This window comes from Kutzneria viridogrisea DSM 43870 (assembly GCF_000525635.1).
Taxonomy (GTDB): domain Bacteria; phylum Actinomycetota; class Actinomycetes; order Mycobacteriales; family Pseudonocardiaceae; genus Kutzneria; species Kutzneria viridogrisea.
The window spans coordinates 4,929,286-4,955,046 of sequence record NZ_CP007155.1; the positions used below are offsets into that span (position 1 = coordinate 4,929,286).

Annotated in this window: 26 protein-coding genes; 12 read left to right on the forward strand and 14 right to left on the reverse strand. The window is 72.5% G+C overall.

The genetic code is table 11. The features are described from left to right. The first annotated feature begins 66 nt into the window (after nucleotides 1–66). From KALB_RS21680 to KALB_RS21695, 4 genes are all read left to right on the forward strand, one after another. On the forward strand, nucleotides 67–2,016 hold the full coding sequence (locus KALB_RS21680) for a prolyl oligopeptidase family serine peptidase (protein WP_025357814.1): 1,950 nt from the start codon (nucleotides 67–69) through the stop codon (nucleotides 2,014–2,016). Then, on the forward strand, nucleotides 2,013–2,933 hold the full coding sequence (locus KALB_RS21685) for a S66 peptidase family protein (protein ID WP_025357815.1): 921 nt from the start codon (nucleotides 2,013–2,015) through the stop codon (nucleotides 2,931–2,933). The genes KALB_RS21680 and KALB_RS21685 overlap by 4 nt, the downstream gene beginning before the upstream one ends. A gap of 91 nt (nucleotides 2,934–3,024) precedes the next feature. Next, nucleotides 3,025–3,336: an integration host factor, actinobacterial type gene (mihF, locus tag KALB_RS21690; protein ID WP_025357816.1), complete on the forward strand. Its 312-nt coding sequence runs from the start codon at nucleotides 3,025–3,027 to the stop codon at nucleotides 3,334–3,336. A 97-nt stretch (nucleotides 3,337–3,433) separates the two neighbouring features. Then, the gene (locus tag KALB_RS21695; protein WP_025357817.1) at nucleotides 3,434–3,877 is read left to right on the forward strand and encodes a MarR family winged helix-turn-helix transcriptional regulator; all 444 of its coding nucleotides are present in this window, start codon (nucleotides 3,434–3,436) and stop codon (nucleotides 3,875–3,877) included. On the opposite strand, the gene KALB_RS21700 is transcribed toward KALB_RS21695, so the two are convergent. Together KALB_RS21700 and KALB_RS21705 are read right to left on the reverse strand one after the other, a co-directional pair. Beyond that, entirely contained in the window at nucleotides 3,861–4,238 is a 378-nt protein-coding gene (locus KALB_RS21700; protein WP_025357818.1) for a DUF6463 family protein, read from the reverse strand. The two genes, KALB_RS21695 and KALB_RS21700, sit on opposite strands and share 17 nt — an antisense overlap. Continuing rightward, on the reverse strand, nucleotides 4,235–4,762 hold the full coding sequence (locus KALB_RS21705) for a TetR/AcrR family transcriptional regulator (protein ID WP_025357819.1): 528 nt from the start codon (nucleotides 4,760–4,762) through the stop codon (nucleotides 4,235–4,237). The genes KALB_RS21700 and KALB_RS21705 overlap by 4 nt, the downstream gene beginning before the upstream one ends. 64 nt (nucleotides 4,763–4,826) lie before the next feature. Here KALB_RS21705 and KALB_RS21710 point away from each other — a divergent pair, with 64 nt between their 5' ends. Next, complete coding sequence (locus KALB_RS21710; RefSeq protein ID WP_025357820.1) at nucleotides 4,827–5,402, forward strand: TetR/AcrR family transcriptional regulator; 576 nt, start codon at nucleotides 4,827–4,829, stop codon at nucleotides 5,400–5,402. Beyond that, on the forward strand, nucleotides 5,399–6,808 hold the full coding sequence (locus KALB_RS21715) for an FAD-dependent monooxygenase (protein WP_025357821.1): 1,410 nt from the start codon (nucleotides 5,399–5,401) through the stop codon (nucleotides 6,806–6,808). The genes KALB_RS21710 and KALB_RS21715 overlap by 4 nt, the downstream gene beginning before the upstream one ends. Here the strand turns inward: KALB_RS21715 and KALB_RS21720 are convergent. Next, nucleotides 6,805–7,776: an ArsR/SmtB family transcription factor gene (locus KALB_RS21720; RefSeq protein ID WP_025357822.1), complete on the reverse strand. Its 972-nt coding sequence runs from the start codon at nucleotides 7,774–7,776 to the stop codon at nucleotides 6,805–6,807. The genes KALB_RS21715 and KALB_RS21720 overlap by 4 nt on opposite strands. A 58-nt stretch (nucleotides 7,777–7,834) precedes the next feature. Here KALB_RS21720 and KALB_RS21725 point away from each other — a divergent pair, with 58 nt between their 5' ends. Both KALB_RS21725 and KALB_RS21730 read left to right on the forward strand, forming a co-directional pair. Beyond that, nucleotides 7,835–9,037, forward strand: coding sequence for an MFS transporter (locus tag KALB_RS21725; RefSeq protein ID WP_025357823.1), 1,203 nt, complete (start codon nucleotides 7,835–7,837; stop codon nucleotides 9,035–9,037). A 349-nt stretch (nucleotides 9,038–9,386) separates the two neighbouring features. Next, nucleotides 9,387–10,946 (forward strand): carboxylesterase/lipase family protein, encoded by a 1,560-nt coding sequence (locus KALB_RS21730; protein WP_042220648.1) that lies wholly within the window; start codon nucleotides 9,387–9,389, stop codon nucleotides 10,944–10,946. 51 nt (nucleotides 10,947–10,997) lie between these two features. Here KALB_RS21730 and KALB_RS21735 read toward each other — a convergent pair whose 3' ends face one another. The 7 genes from KALB_RS21735 to KALB_RS21765 form a co-directional block, all read right to left on the reverse strand. Next, entirely contained in the window at nucleotides 10,998–12,209 is a 1,212-nt protein-coding gene (locus tag KALB_RS21735; protein ID WP_025357825.1) for an acyl-CoA dehydrogenase family protein, read from the reverse strand. Next, nucleotides 12,209–13,240 (reverse strand): phosphotransferase family protein, encoded by a 1,032-nt coding sequence (locus KALB_RS21740; RefSeq protein ID WP_025357826.1) that lies wholly within the window; start codon nucleotides 13,238–13,240, stop codon nucleotides 12,209–12,211. Before KALB_RS21740 ends, KALB_RS21735 begins: the two co-directional genes overlap by 1 nt. Then, complete coding sequence (locus KALB_RS21745; RefSeq protein WP_030107896.1) at nucleotides 13,237–13,887, reverse strand: HAD family hydrolase; 651 nt, start codon at nucleotides 13,885–13,887, stop codon at nucleotides 13,237–13,239. Before KALB_RS21745 ends, KALB_RS21740 begins: the two co-directional genes overlap by 4 nt. A gap of 37 nt (nucleotides 13,888–13,924) precedes the next feature. Next, nucleotides 13,925–14,656, reverse strand: a complete 732-nt coding sequence (locus tag KALB_RS21750) for a GNAT family N-acetyltransferase (RefSeq protein WP_025357828.1) — start codon at nucleotides 14,654–14,656, stop codon at nucleotides 13,925–13,927. A gap of 9 nt (nucleotides 14,657–14,665) precedes the next feature. Continuing rightward, nucleotides 14,666–15,442 carry a universal stress protein gene (locus tag KALB_RS21755; protein WP_025357829.1) on the reverse strand — a complete coding sequence of 259 codons (777 nt, stop codon included), beginning with the start codon at nucleotides 15,440–15,442 and terminating at the stop codon, nucleotides 14,666–14,668. A 103-nt stretch (nucleotides 15,443–15,545) separates the two neighbouring features. Then, nucleotides 15,546–16,301, reverse strand: a complete 756-nt coding sequence (locus tag KALB_RS46665) for a universal stress protein (RefSeq protein ID WP_025357830.1) — start codon at nucleotides 16,299–16,301, stop codon at nucleotides 15,546–15,548. Nucleotides 16,302–16,600: 299 nt separating this feature from the next. After that, nucleotides 16,601–17,203 (reverse strand): transglycosylase family protein, encoded by a 603-nt coding sequence (locus KALB_RS21765; RefSeq protein ID WP_025357831.1) that lies wholly within the window; start codon nucleotides 17,201–17,203, stop codon nucleotides 16,601–16,603. 156 nt (nucleotides 17,204–17,359) lie between these two features. Between KALB_RS21765 and KALB_RS21770 the strand changes: the two genes are divergently transcribed. From KALB_RS21770 to KALB_RS49880, 3 genes are all read left to right on the forward strand, one after another. After that, a complete protein-coding gene (locus tag KALB_RS21770) occupies nucleotides 17,360–18,712 on the forward strand; it encodes an MFS transporter (protein WP_030107895.1) in 1,353 nt (450 codons plus the stop codon). A 35-nt stretch (nucleotides 18,713–18,747) separates the two neighbouring features. Further along, nucleotides 18,748–19,437, forward strand: coding sequence for a thymidine kinase (locus tag KALB_RS21775; RefSeq protein WP_025357833.1), 690 nt, complete (start codon nucleotides 18,748–18,750; stop codon nucleotides 19,435–19,437). Between the two features lie 648 nt (nucleotides 19,438–20,085). After that, the gene (locus tag KALB_RS49880; RefSeq protein WP_052360477.1) at nucleotides 20,086–21,522 is read left to right on the forward strand and encodes a sigma-70 family RNA polymerase sigma factor; all 1,437 of its coding nucleotides are present in this window, start codon (nucleotides 20,086–20,088) and stop codon (nucleotides 21,520–21,522) included. A gap of 1 nt (nucleotide 21,523) precedes the next feature. Here KALB_RS49880 and KALB_RS21785 read toward each other — a convergent pair whose 3' ends face one another. Both KALB_RS21785 and KALB_RS21790 read right to left on the reverse strand, forming a co-directional pair. Further along, nucleotides 21,524–21,868: a helix-turn-helix transcriptional regulator gene (locus KALB_RS21785; RefSeq protein WP_025357834.1), complete on the reverse strand. Its 345-nt coding sequence runs from the start codon at nucleotides 21,866–21,868 to the stop codon at nucleotides 21,524–21,526. Then, the gene (locus KALB_RS21790; RefSeq protein ID WP_025357835.1) at nucleotides 21,865–22,338 is read right to left on the reverse strand and encodes a hypothetical protein; all 474 of its coding nucleotides are present in this window, start codon (nucleotides 22,336–22,338) and stop codon (nucleotides 21,865–21,867) included. The genes KALB_RS21785 and KALB_RS21790 overlap by 4 nt, the downstream gene beginning before the upstream one ends. 470 nt (nucleotides 22,339–22,808) lie before the next feature. Here KALB_RS21790 and KALB_RS21795 point away from each other — a divergent pair, with 470 nt between their 5' ends. Further along, nucleotides 22,809–23,153, forward strand: a complete 345-nt coding sequence (locus KALB_RS21795) for an RNA polymerase-binding protein RbpA (protein ID WP_025357836.1) — start codon at nucleotides 22,809–22,811, stop codon at nucleotides 23,151–23,153. A gap of 80 nt (nucleotides 23,154–23,233) precedes the next feature. Here KALB_RS21795 and KALB_RS21800 read toward each other — a convergent pair whose 3' ends face one another. Together KALB_RS21800 and lnt are read right to left on the reverse strand one after the other, a co-directional pair. Continuing rightward, nucleotides 23,234–23,995 (reverse strand): polyprenol monophosphomannose synthase, encoded by a 762-nt coding sequence (locus tag KALB_RS21800; RefSeq protein WP_025357837.1) that lies wholly within the window; start codon nucleotides 23,993–23,995, stop codon nucleotides 23,234–23,236. A 72-nt stretch (nucleotides 23,996–24,067) separates the two neighbouring features. Further along, nucleotides 24,068–25,666, reverse strand: a complete 1,599-nt coding sequence (gene lnt, locus KALB_RS21805; protein WP_025357838.1) for an apolipoprotein N-acyltransferase — start codon at nucleotides 25,664–25,666, stop codon at nucleotides 24,068–24,070. Between the last annotated feature and the right edge of the window lie 95 nt (nucleotides 25,667–25,761).

Genomic DNA, 25,761 nt, shown 5'->3' on the forward strand with positions numbered 1-25,761 from the left:
ACAGTTTTCCCTGGGTGTCAGGGAGTTGCGCGTGATCATGCGGCGGCTCGGGGTTAGGGTCGGTTCGTGGTGAAGATCGCACCGTATGGGACGTGGACCTCGCCGGTCGGCATCGACCTGGTCGCCAGCGCCGGTGGCTCCGTGCAGTGGGTGGCACTGCACGGCACCGAGGTGTGGTGGGCCGAGACACGCCCCGACGAGGGTGGCCGGGTGGCGCTGGTGCGCAGGCGCGCCGACGGGTCGACCGCCGACGTGCTGCCGCTGCCCTGGAACGTCCGCAACCGGGTGCACGAGTACGGCGGGCGCCCCTGGACCCTGGTGGACACCCCGCAGGGCACCCGGCTGGCGTTCACGCACTGGGTGGACCAGCGGGTGTACCTGGTCGACCCGGACGACCCCGCGGCCACCCCGCGCGCGATCAGCCCCGAGCCGCAGCGGCTGCACGGGCACCGCTACGCCGACCTGGGCCCGAGCCCGGACGGCACCGAGGTGTGGTGCGTGCGGGAGACCCAGGTCTCCGACGCCGCGCCCGACGTGCGGCGCGCGCTGGTGGCCCTGCCGGTGGACGGCTCCGGCGCGGTGCGCGAGCTCGCGGCGAGCCACCACTTCATGACCGGCCCGAAGGTCTCCCCCGACGGGCGCCACGTGGCCTGGATCGGCTGGGACCACCCGGCCATGCCCTGGGACGGCTCGCAGCTGTGCGTGGCCGCGGTGACCGACGGGGAGCTGGGCCCGCACCGGGTCGTCGCGGGCGGCCCGGCCGAGTCGGTGTGCCAGTTCCGCTGGGAGGCCGCCGACTCGCTGCTGGTGCTGACCGACCCGCAGGGCTGGTGGAACCTGCACCGGGTGGACATGACCGGTGCCGTGCGCAACCTCGCGGCCTGCGAGGCGGAGATCGGCGGCCCGCTGTGGCGGATCGGGTCGAGCTGGTTCGCCCCGCTGGGCGGCGGGCGGCATGCGGTGGTGCGCTCCGGGCGGCTGGCGGTGCTCGACGAGCGTTCGGGCACGGTCACCGAGGTGGACAACGACTTCCCGATCTGGTCCGGTCAGCTGGCCGCGCACGACGGGGTGGTGGTCGGCGTGGCGGCGGGCCCGGACCGGGAGGGCGCCGTGGTGCGCCTGGACCTGTCCACCGGCGGGCACGAGGTGCTGACCTCGCACTCCGCGCCCGAGGTGGACCCGGCCTACCTGCCGACCCCGGTGCACCGGGTGTTCACCGGCCCGGACGGGCAGACCGTGCCCGCCTACGTGTACCCGCCGACCAACCCCGGTTTCGCGGCGCCCGAGGGTGAGCTGCCGCCGTTCATGGTGCACGTGCACGGCGGCCCGACCGGGGCCGTCTCCGGCGGCATGGACCTGGAGTTCGCCTACTTCACCAGCCGCGGCATCGGGGTCGTGGCGGTGAACTACGGCGGGTCCAGCGGTTACGGCCGGGCCTTCCGCGAGCGGCTGCTGGGCCAGTGGGGCGTGGTGGACGTGGCCGACTGCGCCGCGGTGGCCCTGGCGCTGGCCGAGCGGGGCGAGGCGGACCCGGCGCGGCTGGCGGTGCGCGGCGGCAGCGCGGGCGGGTTCACCACCGCGGCGGCGCTGACCTCGGTGAGCACCTTCGCCTGCGGCACGGCCATGTTCCCGGTGATGGACCTGGTGGCCTTTGGCAGCGGGGAGACCCACGACTTCGAGTCGCAGTACCTGACCGGGCTGATCGGGCCGCTGCCCGAGGCACGGACGCACTACGAGGAGCGCTCGCCCAGCAACCGGGTGGGCAAGCTGGCCGGGCCGATCCTGGTGTTGCAGGGCCTGGAGGACCAGATCTGCCCGCCCGCGCAGAGCGAGCGGTTCGTGGCCGCCGTGCGCGGCAGCGGCACCCGACACGCCTACATCGGCTTCGAGGGCGAGCAGCACGGATTCCGCAAGGCGGAGTCGATCAGGGTCGCGGTGCAGGCGGAGCTGTCCTTCTACGGGCAGGTGATGGGCTTCGAGCCGCCCGGGGTGCCGGTGCTGGACCTGGCCACGTGAGGACCCGCCCGCCACGGCTGGTACCGGGCGACACCGTGGCCGTGGTCGCGCCCGCCGGGCCGGTGCCCGAGGAACTGCTCACCGAGGGCGTGCGGCTGCTGCGCGGGTGGGGCCTGGACGTGCGGGTCGGCGAGCACGTGCTGGACCGGCACGAGGTGTTCGGCTACCTGGCCGGTTCCGACGCCGACCGGGCCGCCGACCTTCAGCGTGCGTGGTGTGACCCGGCGGTCAGCGCGGTGCTGGGCGCCCGCGGCGGCTACGGCTGCCTGCGCGTGCTCGACCAGGTGGACTGGGCGGCGATGCGCGCGGCCGGGCCGAAGGTCTTCGCCGGGTCCAGTGACCTCACCGCGGTGCACGACGCGTTCGCCGCGCACCTGGACGTGGTGACCCTGTTCGCACCGATGATCGGGTCGGCGGCCTTCACCGGGGACCCGGTCGCCGCCGAGCACCTGCGGCGCACCCTGTTCGAGCCCGAGTCGGTGCGGGTCCTGACCCGGCCGGGTGCGGGCGCGCTGGTCGGCGGGCGCTGCACGGGGTTCACCAGCGGGGGCAACGCCAGCCTGGTGGTCTCGGCGCTGGGCGCGCACGACGCGCCGCCGCCACCGCGCGGGGCCGTGGTGCTGCTGGAGGACGTCACCGAGGAGCCGTACCGGCTGGACCGGATCCTGACCCAACTGCTGCGGGCGGGCTGGTTCGAGGGGGTCGCGGGCATCGCGCTGGGCTCCTGGTCGCGGTGCGGCGACCTGGCCGACGTGCGGGCGCTGATGGCCGACCGGCTGGGCGGTCTGGGTGTGCCGGTGGTGTGGGAGCTGGGCTTCGGGCACTGTCCCGGGCAGCTGACCGTGCCGCTGGGGGTGGCCGCCGAGCTGGACGCGGACGCCGGGACGCTCACCTGTGTGCTGCCCGCATTGCTCTGAGTGGGTGGTTTGCCGCCGAGATCGCGAATCAGCGGCACCGGTGCACGGGTTGGGGCCATTATCGAACAGGCTCCCTCCCGAAAGGATTCTCATGGTTCTCCCGGTTCTGACCGCGCAGCAGCGTGCCGAGGCATTGGCCAAGGCCCAGGTGGCACGCAGGGCGCGAGCCGATCTGCTCGCCGGGCTCAAGGCAGGCACAGTGCGCCTGGAGGAGGTCTTCAAGCTGGCCGAGTCCGACGAGGTCGTGCGCAAGACCAGGATCCTCGCGGTGATCAAGGCGTTACCAGGGGTCGGTCCGGTGCGCGCGGCCGAGCTGATGCGCGGCTGCGAGATCGCCGAGTCCCGCAGGGTCGGCGGGGTCGGTTCCGCCCAGCGCTCCGCCCTGCTGGCCGCCGTCAACTGATCGCGGTGTGACGAAGCCCGGTCCGAACCGGCGGTTGCGCGTCCCGTGTGGCGGCTACGGTGGGAACCGTTGATCATCGCTGGAGACAGGGGTACCCGTGGACCTGGAGCGGCGCCGCACCGAACAACGCCCCGGCTACCTGGTCAAGCGGGTGCAGCAGATGCTGCGGCACGCCTCGGACGAGGAGTTGCGCCAGTCGGGCCTGTCGATCTCGCAGTACACGGTGCTGCGGGCGGTCGCCGACCACCCCGGGGTGTCCTCCGCGGAGCTGGCCAGGCTGTGCTTCGTCACCAGGCAGTCCCTGCAGGACGTGTTGTCCGGGCTGCGCACGCACGAACTGGTCGTGGTCGCCGAGCAGCCCACCGGTGGCCGGGCCCGGCCGGTGCGGCTGACCCCGGCCGGTGAGCACCGGCTGGAGTTGGCCGACAAGGTGGTGGACACCGTGGAGCGGCGCATGCTCGCCGGGCTGAGCCCCGACGACCGCGGCCGGTTGACCATGTTGCTGACGCGCTGCGCGGAGAACCTCACGCACCCGCACTGACTGGGCCGCGGCGGGCGGCCACCAGCGCGAGCACGCCGATGATCAGCACCAGCCAGAAGCCGGACACCGGCAACAGCACCACTCCGACCACGCCGATGCCCAGCAGCCAGCCGCCCAGCCGGGCGGGCAGCGTGCCGGTGCGGCGCACCGCCCAGCGGGCCAGCTCGCCCAAGGCGCTCAGGTTCGGCGCGGCCACGAGGAACCAGAACGCGGCCTGGCGGTCCAGGTGACCGCCGACCGCGTTGACCAGCCCGGCGCCGAGGATGTCGCCGATCACCGGGGCCAGCGTGGCCGCGCCGTAGAGCAGGTGCAGCACGCCGGTCGCGGTGAGAAGGCTCGGGATCCAGCGGGTCGGTGTCATGGTTTTTCCCCCTCCAGTACCAGGTCCCACAGATGGCTGAGCTGCGCCGGTTCCAGCGCTGGGACGACGTGGCTGCCCCCGACGAGCACCAGGTAGACCAGGTCGCCGATCTCCGGCGCGCGGCCCAGCTGGCGTTGCAGCCCGCGCAGGTAGTCCACGCGAGTGCGGTCCACCCGCTCCTGCACCGCGCGGACCTCCGCGTCCTGCAACGCCCAGGCGCGCATGGCGATCTCCAGCGCGGGCGTGCCGTGCTCGGCGAGCACCAGTTCACCGAGCCGCCGCAGCCGCCGGTCGGCCGGGGCGTCGGGCTCGGACTCCACCTGGTCGATGAACCGGGTGGTGCACTCGGCCTCGAAGTGCGCCAGCAGCGCCGTCCGGTACCCCGCCATGCCCGCGAAGTGGTGGTAGAACGAGCCCTTCGTCAACCCCAGCCGCGCGGTGAGCCGGTCCACGGTCAGCGCGGGCGCCCCTTTCGCGGCGAGGATCTCCAGCCCCGCCGTCAACCAGTCCTGTCTGCTCGCCACCCCAGGAACGTACCATACGGTATGGTATGTTGAAGTGTACGAAACCATCTCGTACACTTCAGGGGTGGTTCGAGGACAACAACGCGAGGACGCCCTGCTGGTGGCCACCATCGAGGTGCTGGCCGAACGCGGTTACGCGGGGCTGACGATGGATGCCGTGGCCGCGCGGGCCCAGGCCAGCAAGGCCACTATCTACCGCCGCTGGCGCAGCAAGGCGCAGCTGGTCAAGGCCGCGCTGGACGCACTGGACGCGCGCGACAACGCCGCCGTGCCCGACACCGGCACGCTGCGCGGCGACCTGGTCGCGATCGTGGAGGCCTTGCGCGCCAAGGCCTCGCAGTCCTACGTGTCGATGATCGGTGACCTGGCGCAGGCCATGCGGCACGACGAGGAACTGGCCCAAGCGCTCGCCGAGCACATCGCCAACGAGGAGCTGTCCCCGTTCCACGACGCGCTGCACCGCGCGATGGACCGCGGCGAACTGCCCGCGGACACCGACACAGAACTCGTGCACGACGTGGCCGAGGCGATGGTCCAGCGCCAGTTGCAGACCAGCGCCCCGATGGACGACCGGTTCATCGTGCGGCTGGTCGACGACGTGCTGCTCGTGCTGCTCACCAGAGGGGGTAACCAGCAATGACCGTGCTGATCGTGGGCGCCGGGCCCACCGGGCTGACCCTGGCCTGCGAGCTCGCCCGTCGGGGCGTGGCCTGCCGGGTCGTGGACAAGGCGCCCGAGCTGTTCATCGGCTCGCGGGGCAAGGGGCTGCAACCGCGCACGCTGGAGGTGTTCGAGGACCTCGGCGTGCTCGACGCGGTGCACGCCGGTGGCGAGCCCTTCCCGAAGTTCCGGCTGTACCAGGGCAAGGAGGTCGTGTGGGAGCGCGCCGTGCACGAGATGCTCGGCACGCCGGAGCCGACCGCCTCCCCCACCGTGCCCTACCCCAGCCCGTGGCTGATCCCGCAGTGGCGCACCGACGAGATCCTGCGCGACCGGTTCGTCGAACTGGGCGGCCAGTTGGAGCTGGGCACCGAGGTGCTGGGCTTCGAGCAGGACGCCGACGGGGTGCTGGCCCACACCAACCGCGGTGAGATCCGCGCGAGCTACCTGGTCGGCACCGACGGCGGGCGCAGCACGGTGCGCAAGGCGCTGGGCGTGGGCTTCGCGGGCGAGACCTTCCAGACCGAGCGCACGCTGGTCGGCGACGTGCGGGCCGACGGGCTGGACGGCCGGTTCTGCCACATCCTCACCGACGCCGGGGACATCACCAAGCGCTTCTCACTGTGGAACCTGCCGGGCAGCGAGCACTACCAGTTCGTCGCCTCCATGGCCACCGAGAAGGTGCCCGAGCTGAGCCTGGACGGGGTGCGGTCCCTGCTGGACGAGCGGACCGGCCGCACCGACGTGCACCTGCACGACCTGCGCTGGATCTCGCTGTACCAGGTGAACGTGCGCATGGCCGACCGGTTCCGGGTGGGCCGCGTGCTGCTCGCCGGGGACGCCGCGCACGTGCACTCCGCGGCCAGCGGCCAGGGCCTGAACACCAGCGTGCAGGACGCCTACAACCTCGGTTGGAAGCTCGCCTCGGTGCTGGGCGGGGCGGACGAGTCGCTGCTGGACAGCTACGAGGCCGAGCGCATGCCGGTGGCGGCACACGTGCTGGGGCTGAGCACCCTGTTGCACCAGCGCAACTTCCGGTCCGGGCCCGCCCCGTCCATCCACCAGCTCGACATCACCTACCGGGGTGGCCCGCTCGCCGTGGACGACCGCGCCGACCCCGGTGAGCTGCGGGCCGGGGACCGCGCCCCGGACGGGCTGCTGCCCGACGGCACCCGGCTGTTCGACGCCTTCCGCGGGCCGCACGCCACGGTGCTCGCGTTCGGCGGCACGCGCGAGACCTTCGCCGTGCCAACCGTGTCGCTGGCCCCGTGCGAGGGCTACGACGTCACCGAGGGCACGTTCGTCCTGGTGCGGCCGGACGGCTACATCGGCGCGATCAGCTCCTCGGCGGAGGTCATCCGGCGCCACCCCGCGGCGACGTGCTAGCCGTCCGCGAGGCGGTCACCGAGCTCGGTGCGCCGGTACACCACCCGCTTGCCGACCCGGGTCCCCGCGATCAGCCCGGCCTCGCGCAGCACCGCGAGGTGGCCGCCGACCGTGCCCAGTGACTGGGCGAGCTGCGCGGCGAGTTCGCTGGTGGTCGCGGGGCGTTCGAGCTCGCACAGGATCGCCGCACGCCCCGCGCCCAGCAGGCGTCCCAGGGCGTGCGGCGGCCTGGGGTGCTCGGCGTCCACGGCCGAACCCCGGGCCGGGTAGACCAGCGCGTACCGGCCGGTCGGGCCCTCGCACAGCCAGCTCCCGCTGGACATGCTGACCGGTACGAACAGCATGCCCTCGTCGCCGACGACGCGGTCGGGCCCGGACCGGTTGGTGAACCGGATCGCGTCCGTGCCGACCCAGGCGCTGCGCCGGTTCATCCGGTGCAGCGCCCGCGGCCAGCCGTAGGCCGCCAGCAGGCCCGCCCGGTAGGTGACGTCGCGTTCCAGCAGCGCCCGCCGCCGGGGCCAGTCCGGGGCGACGTGCTCGCGCCACACCGAGTCGAGCAGCCGCGCGGTCCGCGGTGCCCAGTCGCCGCCGGACAGCCAGGACATGTCGTGCTCCTGCCAGCTGTGCTCCAGGGAGGCGCCCAGTTCGGCGCGCACGTCCTCGTCGGTGAAGGCGGCGACCTGGGCCAGCTCACCGGCCAGCGCCGTGCGCATGCCCCCGGTGGGCGGCACGACCACGTAGGTCGGCAGCCACTTGGTGGAGCTGAGCAACCGGACCAGGCCCCTGGCGAACGGGTCGGCGTCCAGGGTGCGGTCGAAGGCTGCGTGGTGGCGCTCGTGCCAGGGCGTCAGCCAGGGGTCCACGCAGGTCTTGCCCAGCAGGATCATCGAGGCCAGCGTCTCCGCCAGCGGGGACAGCGCGAACCGGGACCGCGACAGGGCCAGCGAGTTCAGCCGCAGCAGTACCAACTTTCGCCTCCTGCCGAAACCATAGCGGCCGCCCGCTCGGGTCCGCAGACTCCCGCCGGTGCGCACCGCTCCCCTGACCCACACCGGTTTCCGCGTGTTCCTGGCCGCCCGCCTGGTGTCCCTGCTCGGCAGCTCGATGGCCCCGGTCGCCCTGGCGTTCGCCGTGCTCGACGCCTCGGGCAGCGCCGGTGACCTCGGCGTGGTGCTCGCCGCCCACATGCTGCCGCTGCTGGCCCTGCTACTGGTGGGTGGGGCGGTGGCCGACCGGTTCCCACGGCGCACGGTGCTGGTGGCCGCGAACCTCGGCTCGGCGCTCACCCAGGGTGCGGTCGCGGCCCTGCTGCTGACCGGCCACTACTCGCTGCCCGCCGTGGCGGGGCTGGAACTGCTCAACGGGGCGCTCGCCGCGTTCACCACCCCGGCGCTGCGCGGGGTACTGCCGCAGCTGGTGGACAAGTCCCAGCTGCGGCAGGCCAACTCGGCGTTGGCCACCACCCGCAACCTCACGAAGATCCTCGGCCCGGGACTGGGCGGGCTACTCGTCGTGGCGGCGGGCAGTGGCCCGGCCATCGCCTTCGACGCCGCGACCTACCTGATCGCCGCCGGGCTGTTCCTGCGACTCCCGCTGGCCGGGACCGCGTCCCGAGCGGGCACGGTCCGCAGCGACATCCGCCTGGGCTGGCAGCAGTTCGCGGGCATCCGGTGGGTGTGGGTGGTCACCGCGTGTTCCTGCCTGCTGAACCTGGTGCTGACCGGCACCTGGCAGGTCCTGGGCCCCGAACTCACCCGTCAGGTCAGCGGCGAGGCGACCTGGGGGTTCGTGCTCAGCGCCCGCGGGGCCGGCCTGCTGCTGATGAGCGTGCTGCTCTACCGGTTGGCCGTACGGCGCCTGCTCGCGCTGGGGCAACTGCTGAGCGTGCTGGTCGCCCTGCCCCTGCTGGCCATCGGCGCGCAGGCGGTCGCTCCGTGGTTGATCGTCACGGGGTTCGCCTCCGGGCTGGGCATGGCCGCGGCCGGGATCAGCTGGGACACGTCCTTGCAGGAACACGTGCCGTCCCACGTGTTGTCCCGGGTCGCCTCCTACGACGACCTGCTGTCCTACCTCGCCATCCCGATCGGCCAGCTCAGCGTGGGCCCGCTGGCGCAGACCTTCGGCGGCTTCCCGGTGATCACCGTCGCCGGGGTCCTGACCGTAGCCGTGGCCCTGCTCCCGCTGGCCTCCCGCGCCGTGCGCCGCCTGCCGCACACCGCAGTGTCATGAAGGTGCCGTTTGAGACGTTGAGCGTCGCGAACGGCACCTTCATGACGTTCGGCCCCAGCGCGCCACCACGTCAGCCGCGCGTCCCGAAGGTGCCCCTTGTGACGCCCACCGTCGCGAGGGGCACCTTCGGGACGGCTCTGGGCGCGCGCCTCGTCCCGCCCCCATGCCACGAAGGTGCCGTTCAGGACACCCACCGTCGCGAACGGCACCTTCATGACGTACCCGGAGCGTGACTCGTGCGCCCCGGAGCGTGACTCGCCGTACCCAGGGCGGGACTCGGGGTTGTTCCGGATGTGTGGGCGCACCGGGCTCGACAGCATTGGCCGGGACGAGTTTTGGGGGAGGACACATGTGGGGTAAGGCAGCGGCGTTGGCCGTGCTGGCGGCGACCGCGCTGGTGGTGCCAGCCTCGGCCAGCGCCGGGGACGTGGTGCGCACCGAGTACGGGCCGGTGCGCGGGGTGGACGGCACGTGGCAGGGCATCCCGTACGCGGCACCACCGGTGGGCGAACTGCGGTGGCGTGCACCGCAACCGCCCGTGCCGTGGCAGCAGGTCCGCGACGCGAACACGCCGGGCAGCCCGTGCCCGCAGGACGCCGACCCGGTGGTGGGTACGCCGGCCAGCATGGACGAGGACTGCCTGCACCTGGACGTGGTCACGCCGCACGCCCGCGCGAACCGGCCCAGGCCGGTGATGGTGTGGGTGCACGGCGGCGGCTTCCGCACTGGGTCGGGCAGTTCCACGCAGGTGGACCGGCTCGCGCGGTCCGGTGACGTGGTCGTGGTGAAGGTGGACTACCGGCTGGGCGTGTTCGGTTTCCTGGGCTACCCGGGGCTGGACGGGTCGGGCACCTTCGGTCTGCAGGACCAGCAGGCGGCGCTGCGCTGGGTGCGGCACAACATCGCGGGTTTCGGCGGGGACCCGCGCAACGTCACGGTGTTCGGCGAGTCCGGGGGTGGGGACAGCATGTGTGCCCTGCTGGCCTCCCCCACCGCGGCGGGCCTGTTCGACAAGATCATCGTGCAGAGCAGCGCCTGCGGCCACGTCAACGCGGTGGACGCGCTGATCCCCGGGGTCGGCGCGGGCGGGGACACCTGGAAGCCGCTGGCGGTCGAGCAGGACCTGGGTACCGCGGCGGCCCACCAGCTCGGCTGCGCGGACCTGGCCTGCCTGCGCGGCAAGCCGACCGCCGAACTGCTGCACGCCACGGTGCCGCCGGTCAACCTGGCACCGTACTGGAGCCCGGCGATCGGCACGCCGGTGCTGCCGCTGCACCCGGCCGACGCGCTGGCCAGTGGCCGGTTCCACCACGTGCCCACGGTGCTGGGCACCACCCGGGACGAGGCGACCCTGCTCACCGCCGCCCTGGACCAGCCGGGCACACCGTTCAGCGCCCAGGACCTGAGCGCCTACGCCACCCGCGCCTTCGGTGACCGCGCCCAGCAGGTGCTGGACCGCTACCCCGTCGGTGACCAGGCTCCGAGCCGGGTCTGGGCCTCGATCGTCACCGACCGGGTCTACGCCTGCCCGGCGCTGGACGCTGACCGGGTGCTGGCCAGGCAGGTGCCGGTGCACGCCTACGAGATGGTCGACCGCACGGCGCCCGCGATCTTCCACGTGAACTCGCTGTACCCGCTGGGCGCCTACCACGGCTCGGACGCGGCCTACTTGTTCGACCACTCGACGGTCCGGTACACCCCCGCGCAGGCAAGGCTGTCCGCGCAGATGATCGGGTACTGGACGCGATTCGCGGCGATCGGTGATCCGAACACACCAGGTGTTGCGCACTGGGCTCGATTCGGCGGTGACGCCCGGGTGCAGGGCTTGGCCCCGGACGCCGTCGGACCGGTCGACCTGGGCGTTGAGCACCAGTGCGACCTGTGGAGCTCCGGCACGGTCGGCTCCTGACCGTGCCCCGCGGTGCCCCGGACTTCGGCGGACCGGGGCACCGCGGAGTGCTCAGCGGTAGCGCTTGAGCTCGCGGCGGGCCAGCGACATCTTGTGCACCTCGTCGGGGCCGTCGGCGATGCGCAGCATGCGCGCGGCGGTCCACAGCAGGGTCAGCGGGAAGTCCTGGCTGACCCCGCCGCCGCCGTGGGCCTGGATGGCCTTGTCGATGACCCACTCGGCCATCACCGGGGTGCCGATCTTGATGGACTGGATCTCGGTGTGCGCCCCGCGGTTGCCCACGGTGTCCATCAGCCACGCGGTCTTGAGCACCAGCAGGCGGGCCTGCTCGATGCGGACCCGGGACTCGGCGATCCAGTCCTGCACCACGCCCTGCTCGGCGATGGGCTTGCCGAAGGCCACCCGGTCCAGGGTGCGGCGGCACATCAGCTCCAGCGCGCGCTCGGCCATGCCGATCAGGCGCATGCAGTGGTGGATGCGGCCGGGGCCCAGCCGGGCCTGGGCGATCGCGAAGCCCTCGCCCTCCCCGGCGATGATGTTGGACACCGGCACGCGCACGTTGTCGAAGATCACCTCGGCGTGGCCGCCGTGCGCGCCGTCGGTGAAGCCGAACACGTGCATGCCGCGCTTGACGGTGACGCCGGGGGTGTCGCGGGGCACCAGCACCTGGCTCTGACGGCGGTGCCGCTCAGCGGTGGGGTCGGTCTGCCCCATCACGATGAAGATCTTGGCGCGCGGGCTCATCGCCCCGGAGGCGAACCACTTGCGGCCGTTGATCACGTAGTGGTCGCCATCGCGTTCGATGCGGGTGGCGATGTTGGTGGCGTCGGAGGAGGCGACCTCGGGCTCGGTCATGCAGAACGCCGAGCGGATCTCGCCCTCCAGCAGCGGCTTGAGCCACTGGTCCTGCTGCGTGGGGGTGCCGAACATGGCCAGCACCTCCATGTTGCCGGTGTCCGGCGCAGCACAGTTGAGCGCCTCGGGGGCCAGCGCGGGGCTGCGGCCGGTGATCTCGGCGAGCGGGGCGTACTGGAGGTTGGTCAGCCCCGCACCGTGCTCAGCGTCGGGCAGGAACAGGTTCCACAGCCCGCGCCTGCGCGCCTCGGCCTTGAGCTCCTCGATGACCGGGGGCGCGTCCCAGGAGGTCGGGTTGGCCAGCACGAACTCGTCGTGTGCCGCCTCGGCCGGGTAGACGTGGCTGTCCATGAACTCGGTGAGGCGGCCCACCAGGTCCTGGGTGCGCTGGTCGTACTCGAACTCCATCAGTCCTCCTTGACTTCGGACAGGGCGGCGTTGCCCGCGGCGACCAGGGGGGCGACCAGGGTGCCGATCCGCTCGAAACCGGCGCCGACGGTGCCGCCCTGGGTGAACCGATAGTGGATGCCCTCCAGCACGACGGCGAGCTTGAAGTAGGCGAAGGCCACGTACCAGCCGAGGTTGCCGACCTCGATGCCGGTGCGGGCGGCGTAGCGGGCGACCAGCGCGTCGGTGCTGGGGAAGCCGGGGGTGGCCGAGACCCCGTTGGTGATCGGGTCGTCCGCCCCGCCGAGGCCCTGCCAGTAGACGACGAACAGGCCCAGGTCCGACAGCGGGTCACCGAGGGTGGACATCTCCCAGTCCAGCACCGCGCTGATGCCCAGCGGATCGGTGGTGACCAGGGTGTTGTCCAGCCGGTAGTCCCCGTGCACGATCGTGGCGCGCTGCGCCGTGGGCACGGCGGCGCCCAGCGCGGTGTGCAGCTCGTCGATGCCGGGCAGCTCACGGCTGCGCGAGGCGTCGAGCTGCTTGCGCCAGCGCGCGACCTGCCGGGCCATGAAGCCCTCGGGACGGCCGAAGTCGCCCAGCCCCACCGAGTCCGGGTCCACCTCGTGCAGGGTGGCCAGCACGTCGATGAGCCGCTCGGCGACCGTGGCGGCCTGCTCGGGGCGCAGCCCGGCGGTGTCGGCCCGTGAGCGCATCGGCGTGCCCGCGACCTGCTCCATCAGGTAGAACGGGGCGCCGATCACCTCGGGGTCGGTGCACAGCAGCTCGGTGTGCGGCACCGGCACGGCCGTGCCCGCCAGCGCGCTGATCACCCGGTGCTCCCGGGACATGTCGTGCGCGGTGGCCAGCACGTGGCCCAGCGGCGGGCGGCGCAGCACCCAGCGGTGCGTGCCGTCGGTGAGCCGGTAGGTCAGGTTGGACCGCCCGCCGGGGATCAGTTCGGCGCTCAACGGCCCGGTGACCAGCTCGGGCCGGGTCGTGTCCAGGTGCGCGGCCAGCGCGTCCAGGTCCAGGCCAGGCAACTCCGTCACAGATCCACCCCGATCAGTTGAGCCAGTTCGGCCTTGGTGGTGGCCGGGTCCAGGTGCCGGATCGCGCGCATGCCCACGGCCTGGGCACCCAGCACGTTGCCGACGAAGTCGTCCACGAACACGCAGCGGTCCGCGGGCAGGTCCAGCTGGGTGAGCAGGTGCCGGTAGATCCGGGGGTCGGGCTTGCGCAGCCCCACCTGCTCGCTGATCACCAGCAGCTCGCACAGCTCCCGCAGCAGCTCCAGCGGGTACTCGTTGCCCCAACTGTTGGACAGCAGGGCCACGCGCAGCCCGGCGGCGCGCAGAGCGCGCAGCAGGTCGACCATGTCCGGGTCGGGGCTCATCCCGGCGAACAGCCTGCCCAGCAGGCCCGGCGCGGACACCGGCCCGCCACTGGTGGTGACCAGTTCCGCGGCGAACAGCTGCTCGAACCGCTCGGCGGGCAGCTCCCCGGTCTCCAGCAGGTGGATCGGGTTGCCCGGCTCGGCCTCACGGCCCAGCCAGCGGCGCATGACCTGCGCGAACCGGTCGGGGTCGACCTGGTCGGCGGCCAGCCACTGCCCGGTGGACTGGCTCAGCGGGGTGGTGAGCACGCCGCCGAAGTCGAACACGACGGCGTCCACGACGCGCTCGGGGGAAGTCGGCACGCCGCGATAGTACCGACCGGTTGGTATGTCGACAACGTCACGGCACGCGCACGCTCACCGTGGACTCGAACAGCACGAAGCCGAGCCGCTCGTACACGGCCCGCGCCGGGTTGCCCTCGGTGACCGCCAGACCGATGGCGGCCAGCCCGGTGGCGTGTGCCTCGGCCACCACGCGGCGCAGCAGCAGCCCGCCCAGCCCGGCGTAGGCGGGCGCGGGGTCACGGAACACCTCGGTGATCCACGGGTCCGAGGTCCCCTCGGTGACGATCACGCACGCCACTACCGACTCGCCCTCGCCCTCGACCATGACCGCGCTGCACGGCAGCACCGGGCCCAGCACCTGACCGGCCAGCAGCCGCCGCATGGGTTCCAGCGAGCCGTCCGCGTGGTGGTCGACGTGGCCCGGCGAGTAGGCCGCGTGCCAGGCGGGAGCCAACTGCTCCGCGGTGTGCGCGAGCGGGACCACCCGCAGCGGGTCGGGCGGCCGCACGGTGGCCCAGTCCGCGGGCGGCGGGTCGGCGCGCAGGTCCCGGCGCAGACCGTGGCCGTGCCGCCGCAGGCCCGCGCCCAGCTCCACCAGGCGCGTACCCAGCTCGACCGGGGCCATCACCACGTGGCCGGGCAGCTCCCGCAGCACCACCTCGGCCGCACCCTCACCCAGCACCACCACATCGCGCGCGGCGGGTACGCCCTCAATGGTGCCCGGCAGGTAGCTCAGCACCGGCCGCCCCGCGGGGTCGCTCAACTCCACACGTTGTTGATCAGTCACCCGATCTGTCTACACGTGGACCGCCAGCACCGGGCACAGGGCATGGTGCAGCGCCTCCTTGGTCACCGTGCCCAGCCGGCCGCCGGCACCGGCGCCGACCACCAGCAGGTCGGTGCGCCCGCACGCGGCCACCGCCTCGTAAGGCAGCCCCGGCACCGCGACCAGGTCCACGGAGATCCTGGGCTCGTGCAGCGCGAGCAGGTCCCGTGCCCGGTCCAGCACGTCCTGCGGGTCCTGGCCGTCCACCGCACCCGGCGGCTGGGCGTGCACCACGCGCAGCACGCTGCGGGACGCGGCGGCCATCGCCGCGGCGCGAGCCAGCACCCCCCGGTCGGTATGCACGCCGCCGATCAGCGCGGTGACCGAGCCGTACCTGCCGTGCACTGCCTCGTCCAGCCCGCGCACCACCACGGTGTCGCAGTGCGCGGCGGCCACCACGGCCAGCACCCAGCGGCCCAGCCCGAACGAGCGGTGCTGTTGACCCCGGCAGCCCAGCACGACCAGCGCGGCGTGTTCGCTGGCGGGCACCAGGGTGCGCAGCGGGTCCGGTCCCGCCTCACGCACGCGCACGGGCAGCGGGTGCAGCGTGAGCGGGCGGTCCGATGTGGACGGTTCGGCACCGGACTGGTGCACCACGAGTTCCCTGCCGGTCAGCCAGGCGTGCCTGGCGGCCCAGCCCAGCGCGGCCGATCCCCAGGGGGAGCCGTCCGTGCCGACAACCACACCACCCAGGCCGGTGCCGCGGCGTTCGCCGCGGACGGTCGCGGACGCGCTGACTCTCGCCATGCGGAACCTCCTGGCGGCAACAGGGAATCCGGGATTTCGGCGCCGCCGAACACTCTGCTCCCCCGACCCGATGATCGCCAGGGGCACCGCCCGAACAGGTCAGTCAGCTCCTGGTGATCAACACCGGGCAGCGCGAGTGGTACAGCGCCGCCTTGGTCATCGGGTCCAGCCGCGTGCGGTCCCCGTGCAGTGCCGAGCCGACGCCCAGCACCAGCAGGTCGGTGTCGGCGCACGCGGCCGCGGCCTCCAGCGGTTGCCCCGCCATGGACCGCAGCTCCACGGTCATCCTGGGCGCCGACTCGGCCAGCTGCACGCGGGCCCGCTCCAGCGTGCTCGCCGGGTCCTCGGCCTGGATCACCGTCGGCGGGCTGACCTGCACCACGCGCACCCTGCCCAGCAGCACGGTGGCCAGCCGCGCCGCCCGCTCCACCACCGAGGCGTCCTCACGGCTGCCGCGCACGACCGCGGTGATCCACCTGCTGCGCCCGCGCAGCGTGGCGGGCAGCCCGCGCACGACAACAGTGTCGCAGCGGGACCTGGCCACCACGGGAATCACGCTGTGCCCGAGACCGAGCGTGCCGTGGTGGTGGCCCCGGCAGCCCAGCACGATCATGTCCGCGCTCGCGCTGGCCGACACCAGGGTGCTGATCGGATCGGGGCCACTGCGCAAGATGCGGACAGGAAGATGCGGCATGGACCGCAACGTGTCCCCGATCCCGGCGTCCACCGGGATGTCGGCGGGGATGTCCATGAAGCGCGGATCCGCTTGGTGCACGTCCAGTTCCGCGCCGATGGCGCAGGCGTGCTGCGCAGCCCACGCCAGGGCCGCATCACCCCAATACGAGCCATCGGTGCCCACCGCGCAACGGGATCGTGTGCGCGGAGCGGCTGCGGCAACGGAAACGGGGCGGGTCGCGGCGATTGGCTGCGCCATGGTCGTGGCCTCCTGGCGCCGAAGGGCTGGTGCTACTGACCACCTTGGCCCCACGGCCTGCTCGATTCCAGGGGCCGAACGTTACTGCTTGTTTAAATCTCCCGGTGGAACGGGGGTTGCACCGTCCGAAGTGGACGATCTGGTACGGGAGCGGTCACATCCCGGGCGCCGTCCCCAGTGGACGCGCCGGGCCGCCGAGTCGTGACCGCTCCCGTCCGCCGCACTCAGGTGACCGGCCGGTTGCCGATCCACACCGCGTTCCAGGTCTGCCGGCCGAGCTGTCCGGTGACGCGGATGTCGTTGGCGGCCTGCACGTCCTTGACCGCCTGGTAGGTCCACGAGTCGTAGCAGCCGTCGGCGGCCAGCTGGTAGCCGAACTGGTTCACCCGCCGCTGCCACACCGCCAGCTCCGGGGCGCAGTCCCCCTCCAGGTAGACCCGGCCCGGCCAGATCGGCACCGCGATGTAGGCGGAGTCCGCCCGGCTGGGGGCCCGCCCGCTGCCCGCGTCCGCGTCGGGGGCCAGCCCCAGCTTGCCCGCGCACTCCCAGGGCTGCCAGCCCCGCATCCGGTACAGGTACAGCGCGCGGTAGTCCTGTTCGGACTGACCGGCCTGGCTGGGTAGCCCGGCCCCGCCCACGCTCCGCCAGGTCGGCAGGTCGAACTGGTAGGCGCCGAAGTAGCGGCCGTCCGCGGAGACGACCGTGTAGGTGTCGGTGGACTCGCACATACGCAGCCGCGCCCAGTCGGCCACGCTCGGATCGGCCCACGCCACGGGGGCCGCCACCAGCAGCCCGGCGGCGACCAGCAGGGACACCGCGGCGCGCATGGGCAGACGGTAAGCAGCCGATCACAGGGCCACAACTCGAACCAGCCGGTTGGTGAACGTTCGGACTCGCTGTGGCATCAGCTGGCGGCCGGTGCTGTGCGCTGATCTTGGTCACAAGTAGTCTCCGCACACCCGACGATCACGAGAGGCCCGCGGATGACTGACGTGGCGGTCAAGCCCACTCCCGATCCGGCGCTGCGGCGACTGCGGTTCGGGTGGTTCGCCTACGGCTGGGCAAGCCACACCTTCGAGGCCACGGTGATCACCGTGTTCATCAGCCGCTACCTCCCGGCCACCGCCAAGAACGCGGTCGGCGCGGACGGCAGGCTGCACGTGCTGGGCATCCCCATCGCGCCCGGCTCGCTGTTCACCTACACGATCTCGCTGTGCTCCATCCTGCTGGTGGTGCTGATGCCGGTGGTGGGCGCGATCGCCGACCGCACCGGCCGCAAGCGGGAGCTGCTGCTGGGCTTCGGCTACACCGGGGCGCTGGCCTGCTCGGCGATGATCTTCATCGGGCCCACCGACTGGCAACTCGGCGCGCTGCTGCTGATCGTCGGCTACCTCAGCTACAGCTGCGCGAAGGTGGTCTACAACTCGATCCTGCCGCAGCTGTCGGGCCCGGAGGAGCGGGACAAGGTGTCCTCGCAGGGCTGGGCCGCCGGCTACATCGGTGGCGGCATACTGCTGGCCGCGAACTTCGTGATGTCCTTCTTCATCGCCGACACCGCGCTGCTGGCCCGCCTGTCCCTGTGCACGGCGGGCCTGTGGTGGGTGCTGTTCAACCTGGTCCCGCTGCGCATCCTGCGCCACCTGCCCCGCAGCGAGTCCCAGCGCGCCGCGCACGGCGGCTCGGTGCTCACCCAGGGCTTCCACGAACTCGGCGACACCCTGCGCCACCTGCGCCGGTTCCCGCTGACCCTGCTCTTCCTCGTCGCCTACCTGGTCTACTACGACGGCATCTCCACGGTCACCACCCTGTCCGCCGACTACGGGCAGCACGAGCTGGGCCTGGGCGACTCCACCCTGCTCTCGGCGATCCTGCTCGTGCAGTTCACCGCGTTCGGCGGGGCCCTGCTGCTGGGCAGGCTGGCCGACCTGTGGGGCGCCAAGCGGGTGGTCGCGGCCAGCCTGGTGGTGTGGATCGGCCTGGTGGTCTCGGCCTACTTCCTGCAGGCGGGCAACGCGGTCCAGTTCTACGCGCTGGCCCTGGTGCTGTCGATCGTCATGGGCGGCAGCCAGGCCCTGAGCCGGTCGATGTTCTCCAGCATGATCCCCAGCGGCAAGGAGGCGGAGTACTTCAGCCTCTACGAGATCTCCAGCTCGGGCACCTCCGCGCTGGGCCCGCTGGTGTTCGGCCTCACCCTGCAGAACACCGGCAGCTACCGCGACGCCATCGTCTCGCTGATCGTGTTCTTCGTGGTCGGGCTGGGTCTGCTGCTCGCGGTCAACGTCCGCAAGGCGATCGTCGCGGCGGGCAACACCCCGCCCTCCACCCTGCGCCGTTAACGATCACCGGCCCGGACCAGTTAGGGTCTGCCGCCGTGACCACGCCAGGATCCTTCGACGACGCCTTGTCCTCGGTGCCCCGCCGCGTCGCACCGGCCACCGGCAGGCTGCGCTGGTACTTCGGCCCGATGGACTGCGGCAAGTCCACCCTGGCGCTGCAGATCGACCACAACCACGCCCGCCAGGGGCGGCACGGGCTGGTGCTGGTGCGCCACGACCGCTCGGGCAGCCCGCAGATCTCCAGCCGGATCGGCATCACCCGGCACGCCACCGAGCTGGAGGAGCTCACCGACGTGCGCCAGCTGGTGCGCGAGCGGTGGGCCGCCGGGCTGCGGGTGGACTACCTGATCGTGGACGAGGCGCAGTTCCTGTCCGCCCCGCAGGTGGAGCAGCTCGCCGAGCTGGCCGACGACGCCCAGCTGGACGTGTACTGCTTCGGCATCGCCACCGACTTCCGCAGCATGCTGTTCCCCGGGGCGCAGCGGCTGTTCGAGCTGGCCGACGAGCTGCACCCGGTGCAGGTCGAGGTGCTGTGCTGGTGCGGGCTGCCCGGCCGGTTCAACGCCCGCGTGCAGGACGACCGGATACTGCGCGAGGGCGACACCGTGCTCGTCGCCGACACCGACGCCGCCGAGGTCCGCTACCAGGTGCTGTGCCGCAAGCACTTCCGCACCGGCGAGCTCGACCCCTCCCCCGTACACCGCGGCCAGCTCAGCCTCACCTGACCCCCGAGTCCCGCTCTGGGCACCGCGAGTCCCGTCCTGGAGCACGCGAGTCCCGCCCCCAGCTTCGCCCACCCCGCGCCCCGCGTCTTCGCGCCGGTCCCGCGTCTTCGCGCCGGTCTCTGGACCGCAGGCCGAAGATGATCACATCTGTCCAGTGATCATCTTCGGACAAGGGAAGAGACCGGACCCAAGCGAAGACGCCGCGCCCCGGAGGGGCGCCAAGAGCGCAGCGGGCACAGCTACCCCCAGCCGACACACCGTCCCGGAACGCCGAACACGCGCGCCGCAAAGCGCCGACACGCGCGTCCGCAACGTCCGACACGCAGGGGGTGAAGCACCGACACGCGCACCCAGCGCAGGACTCGCGCTCCCCAGCCTGGGACTCACGCTCCCCAGCGCGGGACACGCCGACACAGGACCGCCGACACACCGCACCGGAACGTCCGACACACCGCACCGGTAGCGCCGACACGCGCCGGAAGACGGGACTCGTTGTCGCCAGGGCGGGACTCACGTGCTCCAGACCGGGACTCGCGCTGCCCAGGACGGGACTCGGCGGGGTGTGACGGGGGTCTCACTCGGTTCGCGTAAGCGCCGCTCGGTAGGTGCATCTTCACTGCGACTGTCACCAGCCGCTGGGAGGCGCCTGTGCCGGAGTCGGTACCCATCGTCGGCGACACCGAGCTGATCGCGGCCGTGCGCGCGGGCTCGAGCCGTGACTTCGAGCTGCTCTACCAGCGGCACAGTGGGGCGGCGCGGGCCTTCGCCCTGCACCTGACCGCGAACTCGGTGGAGGCCGACGACCTGGTCGCGGAGGCGTTCCTGCGCGTGCTCACGGCGCTGCGGGCGGGGCGAGGGCCCAACGAGGCGTTCCGCAGCTACCTGCTGGTGACCCTGCGCAACGTCTCGCACGAGCAGTTCCGGCGTGGCCGCAGGGTGAGCGTGCACGAGGACATGTCCGAGTTCGACGGGGGCTACCAGCCCGACGACGTGGTGCTGGTGGCGGCGGAGCGGTCGATCGTGGCGCAGGCCTACGCGCAGTTGCCGGAGCGGTGGCGCACGGTGCTGTGGCACACCGAGGTGGAGGGCAGCAAGCCGACCGAGGTGGCGGAACTGCTGGGGCTGACGCCCAACGGGGTGGCCGCGCTGGCCTACCGGGCGCGGGAGGGCCTGCGGCAGGCGTACCTCCAGGCGCACCTGGCGGCGGCGGAGGAGCGGTGCCGGGCGACGGTGGCCCGGCTGGGTGCGTGGGCGCGGACCGGGCTGTCGCGGCGGGAGAGCGTGCAGGTGGAGTCGCACCTGGACGGCTGCGAGCGGTGCCGCCAGCTGGCGGCGGAGCTGTCGGACCTGAACTACACGCTGGCCGCGCGGATCGGCCCACTGCTGCTGGGGACGGTGTTCTGGCAGTGGAGCGGCACGCCCGCCCCGACCACCACAGCGGTGGTGGTGCCGCCCCAGCCCGCGGCGGGCCCGTCCTGGCTGGGCGCGGCGGGCTCCTCGGTGACGCTGGCCGTCGCGGTGACGTTCGGGCTGGTCACGGGCATGTCGGAGGAGCGGGCCGCGGCGGCCGAGACGGCTCGGGCCACCACGCTGCGGCCCACGGCGGAGGCCACCACGAGCGCGCCCGCCACCAGCACGACCACACCGGCACCGAGCTCGACGGCGCCGTCGAGCACGAGCACAGGGCCGCCGACCACCACAGCCGCGGTGGTCCCGCCGACGACGGCCAGCGCGCCGGTGACCACTCCGCCCACGACGACCACCACCTCCCCGCCCCCGGTACGGCCGAACTGGTCGCTGACCGGCTCTCGATCGGTCGCGGGCCTGGCGGTGACGGCGACCAACCAGAGCGGGCAGGCACGGGTGATGACGCTGGAGATCACCCCGCCGCGGGGTGCGGTGATCCAGTCGGCGGACGGTCGCTGCAACCTGCTGACGAGCCTGCTGGGCGGCACGGTGCGCTGCGTGGTGACGGTGGCGCCCGGGCAGAGCTTCACCACGCACGCGTGGCTGGTCGGCGACGGTCACCAGCACGCGCGGGCTGTGCTCCGTTCGGATGAGGACGTGCTCACCTGGTCGGTCTGACTCAGCGCGGTGGCGGCAGCACCGCCAGCACCTTGTCCAGCGCGGTCCCGGCGTGCTCGGCCAGCGGGGTGCCCGCCAGTGCCTTGAGCGCGGTGGCCACGGCCAGTGCCTCGCCGGGGGTCAGGGTCAGCGGGGGCAGGCAGCGGGCGTGGTCGAGCACGTAGCCGCCCGCGCGCCCGGTCTCGGCGTGGATCAGGGTGCCGGTGCGCTGTAGCGCGGCGATGTCGCGCTCCACGGTGCGGGTGCTGACCCCGAAGCGCTGGGCCAGCCAGCGCGCGCTGCGTGGCCGGGGTGCGCTGGTCCGCAACTCCAGGACCAGTGCGCCGAGCCGGTCGTTGCGGTTCACGAGGCGGCGACGGTGACCGACACGGCGGCGGGCACCAGGGTCGACAGGTTGCCGTCGGCGGACTCGGAGTAGGAGTAGCCGTCGAAGGCGTCCACGCCCTGGCCGGTGTCCCCGGTGCGGTAGGTGGCGGCGATGGTGACGGTGCCGCCGGGCGGGATCGAGCTGGAGCCGCCCGCCGTGGCGTCGTTGTCCCCCCACCTGCCGCAGTTCGAGCAGGACACCAGGGTCCAGGTGGTGTGGTGCGGGGCCGCGGGGTGAATGCCCAGCCAGAGGAAGGTCACCGTGCTGGAGCGGGTGTTGGTCCAGGTCTCGGTGATGGTGACGGCGCCCCCGTTGGGCACCACGGCCTGGTTGGCGGAGAACACCGCTGGCGGGGTGTCGGCCTGCGCGGTGGCCGGGCCGCCCAGGACTGTGGCGACCAGGGCGAGCAGCAGGGCGGTCAGGACGGGTCTGGACAGCGGTCGCGGCATCGGCGGGTCCCCGTGGTCGGCGGCTGTGAACGCAGGGACGCTACTGGCGGGGGTGTGGCGCTGGGCACGGACGGGCAGGCAAGGGTGCCCGCATTCGTGCAACCCGGTCCCCACGGGCGGGCGACCACCCGCTATGCTACGCTCCGTCATCAATACGGGAAGAAATGTCACTCACAGATGGGGTTGCATCTACGGACGGTTTCGCTCCGCAATCACTTTGCCGGATCCACACCGTTCACAGATGGTCTCTCTGCTCCATTAGAGTGACATTGCCACTCGGTAGCGCGATAACGCGTCACGTTGGCGAACCGATGGCATCTCTGAGATGGAAGCTCTTGGTTGACGGGTGAATAACGTCACCCAGGGCTACCGAAACCCCTCGCCGGGGAACGATTGGACCAGTCCCGTCGTTGCACTCGGTAAGCGCAACCCCGGGGCCCACGCCCTGAGCCGAGCGAAAGGACACCGTCATGGCCGACCGCGTTCTGCGTGGTAGCCGGCTCGGAGCGGTCAGCTACGAGACTGACCGCAACCACGACCTCGCGCCGCGCCGGTCGGTGCGGTACGCCTGCCCCAAGGGCCACGACTTCGAGGTGCCGTTCTCCGACGACGCCGAGATCCCGTCGGTCTGGGAGTGTCGACTGCACGGCACCGAGTCGAAGATGATGGACGGCAGCGAGCCCGAGCAGAAGAAGGCGAAGCCGCCGAGGACGCACTGGGACATGCTGCTGGAGCGGCGCAGCATCCCGGAGCTGGAGGAGCTGCTCACCGAGCGGCTGGAGGAGTTGCGGGGGCGGCGCACCCGCACCGCCTGAGCGGCTGCCCCACGGCACCCACCACGAAGGCCGCCCGGCCCAGCCGGGCGGCCGTTTCGTGTCCCCGCGCCCCTCGGCGGCTACCTGCGGCGCAGGCCGAGCTGCTCCAGGCGGCGGCGCACACCCCACTTGGTGACCCGCCACAGCGCCTCGCGCACGATGTTGCCGCTCATCTTGGACACGCCGACCTGGCGCTCCACGAAGGTGATCGGCACCTCCACGACCTCGAACCCGGCCTCGATGGTGCGCCAGGCCAGGTCGATCTGGAAGCAGTAGCCCTGTGAGGCCACGTTGTCCAGGCGGATCTTCTCCAGCACCTCGTGCCGGTAGGCGCGGAAGCCACCGGTGATGTCGTTGACCTTGGCGCCCAGCGCGAGCTTGGAGTAGATGTTGCCGCCCCGGGACAGCACCTCGCGGCGCTTGGGCCAGTTGACCACCTTGCCGCCGGGCACGTAGCGCGAACCGAGCACCAGGTCGGCGTCGCTGAGGGCGTCCAGCAGCCGGGGCAGGTCCTCGGGGGCGTGCGAGCCGTCGGCGTCCATCTCCACGACCACGTCGTAGCCGTGCTCCAGCGCCCAGCCGAACCCGGCGATGTAGGCGGCGCCCAGCCCGGCCTTCTCCGTGCGGTGCAGCACGTGCACCCGCTCGTCGGCGGCGGCCATCTCGTCGGCGAGCTGCCCGGTGCCGTCAGGGCTGCCGTCGTCCACGACCAGGGCGTGCACGGAGGGCAGCGCCTCGTTCAGCCGCTTCACGATGGGTCCCAGGTTCTCCCGCTCGTTGTAGGTCGGGATCACCACCAGCACCTTGCCGAGCTCCGCGCGGCTGCTCTGCTGGTCCGCCATGCAAGTCCTCCTCGCCGAGCACCCTCTCAGGGGTGTCGGACGCCTGTTCGTCGTGTTCTCGTGACCGGCTGGTCACGCCCTGCCCGTGCGGGCACGGCGTCGCGCGATCCGGGTGCCGGTGGCCAGCACCAACGCCGCGAGCCCGAGGGCGGAAACCACCCACTCGGGCCACGCCCCCAGCCGGGTGGCAAGCGTAGCCGTCGACCGCAGCGGCACTCGCGCCACCAGGGTCTGCGCGGTGAACAGGCTGGTCTGCTGGCTGACCGAGCCGTCCGGCTCCACCACGGCACTGACCCCGCTGGTGGCCGCCACCGCCACCGCTCGGCCGAATTCCACCGCCGAGACCCGGGACATCGCCAGCTGCTGGTAGCTCATCTCCCCCGGCCCATACCAGGCGTTGTTGGTGGGCACCAGCAGCAGCTGGGCGCCAGCGGCCACCGTCTCGGACACGACCTGCTCGTAGGCGATCTCGTAGCAGATCGCGGCCCCCACCACGGTGCCCGCGGTGGGCAGCGCGCCGGGACCGCTGCCGGGGATCATGTCGCGGGTGTCGGCCACGAACGGCGTGACCGCAGCCGAGATCGAGCGCAGCGGCACGTACTCGGCGAAGGGCACCAGCTCCTGTTTGGCGTAGCTGGGGCCCGGCCCGGTCACCGGGTCCCAGACCTGCACGGTGTTCTGCACCGTGGTGGGGTTCAGGTAGTGCCTGGCCCCGACCAGCAGTGGCACGCCCAGCTGGTGCACCAGGTCGGCGAGCTCGCTGTCGCGGGCGGAGTCCGGCGGCAGGTCGACCACGGTCTCCGGCCACACCACCAGGTCGGGCTTGGCGATCTTGCCTGCCTTGATGTCGGCGATCAGCGTCCGGGTGGCCGCCAGGTGGTTGGCGCGCAGGATCGGGGTGTCGTAGAGCAGGTTCATGCCGTCGTTGGGGGCGTTGCCCTGCACGATGACCACCGTGCGCGTGCCGTTCTGCGCGTCGGTGGTCACCAGTGGGGCCGCCGCCAGACCGGCCAGTACCGGGGCGAGGGTGAACACCAGCGGCGCGATCAGCGCCCGCCGCCCGGCCCGTGCGCGCAGCCGGGCCACCAGCTCCGCCAGACCGGTGCCGGTCAGCACCACCGCGAGCCCCAGCAGCGCCGTGCCGCCCAGCGCGGCCAGTGGCAGGAACGCGCCCTCGGGCTGGCCGTAGCCGACCTTGCCCCAGGGGAACCCGTTGAGCGGCCAGCGGGTGCGCAGCACCTCACCGGCGATGAACAGCGCCGCCATCCACACCGGGCCGCCGCGCAGCGTGCTGACCACTGCCATGGCCGCACCCGAGACCGCCATGTAGAGCGCCACCACCAGGGACAGGCCCGCCCAGGGCAGCGGCCCGAAGTCCGCGCCCAGGAAGTCCTGCAACCAGGACAGCAGCGGCAGCACGAACGCCAGCCCGAACACCAGCCCGTAACCGAAGCCCGCGCGGGCCCTGCGGTGCCGCAGCACGGCAGCCAGCAGCGCGAACGCCACCGGCGCCAGCCACCACGCGGTGCGCGGCGGGTAGCTGACGTACCACAGGCCACCGGCGGCAGCCGCCACCAGCACGCGCGCCAGCACCGGCCAGGGGCGGCGCCGGTGGGTGGACGGGACTGGTTCGGGACCGGGGTGTTCCGGCGTCACGGCGGGGGCGACCACCCGTTCAGCCTACGGGGCCGCCATGAAAGTGCCGTTGCTTGCGTTGGACGCAAGCAACGGCACTTTCATGGCATAAAGCCCGGGCCCCGTAGAGC